This window comes from Acidovorax sp. GW458-11-26-14-TSB4 (assembly GCF_059423865.1).
The window spans coordinates 1-534 of record NZ_JBWKYR010000057.1; the positions used below are offsets into that span (position 1 = coordinate 1).

Here is a 534-nt window from a genome sequence, read left to right on the forward strand (position 1 = left end):
GCGCGGCAGGCCTGCGACTTACTCGCGGCGCAGCATCGTCGACGCCTGCTGCTACGTGCTGCGCACCGGCTCGTCCTGGCGCAACCTGCCTGCCCAGATCTACCCTCCCTGGCAGTCCGTTCAGAAGGCCTTCGTGGTGTGGGCTCGCCAAGGCAAGTTCGAGGCACTGCAAGAGCGCTTGCGCCAGCAGTGGCGCCAGCGCTTGGAGCGCGCAGCCCAGCCCAGCGAAGCCGTCATCGATTCGCAGTCCAATCGGGGCAGCCCGCAGGGTGGAGAGCTGGGCTTCGATGCGGGCAAGAAGGTGCAGGGGCGCAAGCGCCATCTGGTAGTGGACACGCTGGGCCTGTTGCTTGCTGTGGTGATCACCAGCGCTGCTGTGCCAGATCGGGCAGCAGCGACACAGGCGGTAGCCCAGGCATGCAAACGCACGGGCGGCTCGGTCAAGACCTTGTGGGCAGACAGCGCCTACGCTGGGCAATGCGCTCAGCAGATCGAGCAAACGCACCAGATGAAGGTTCAGATCGTGCGCAACAC

1 protein-coding gene is annotated in these 534 nt (G+C 65.7%); it reads left to right on the top strand.

What is annotated here, in order from left to right:
- The coding region (locus AC07X5_RS32640; protein ID WP_494773554.1) for an IS5 family transposase at positions 1–534 on the top strand (534 nt) is incomplete at both ends.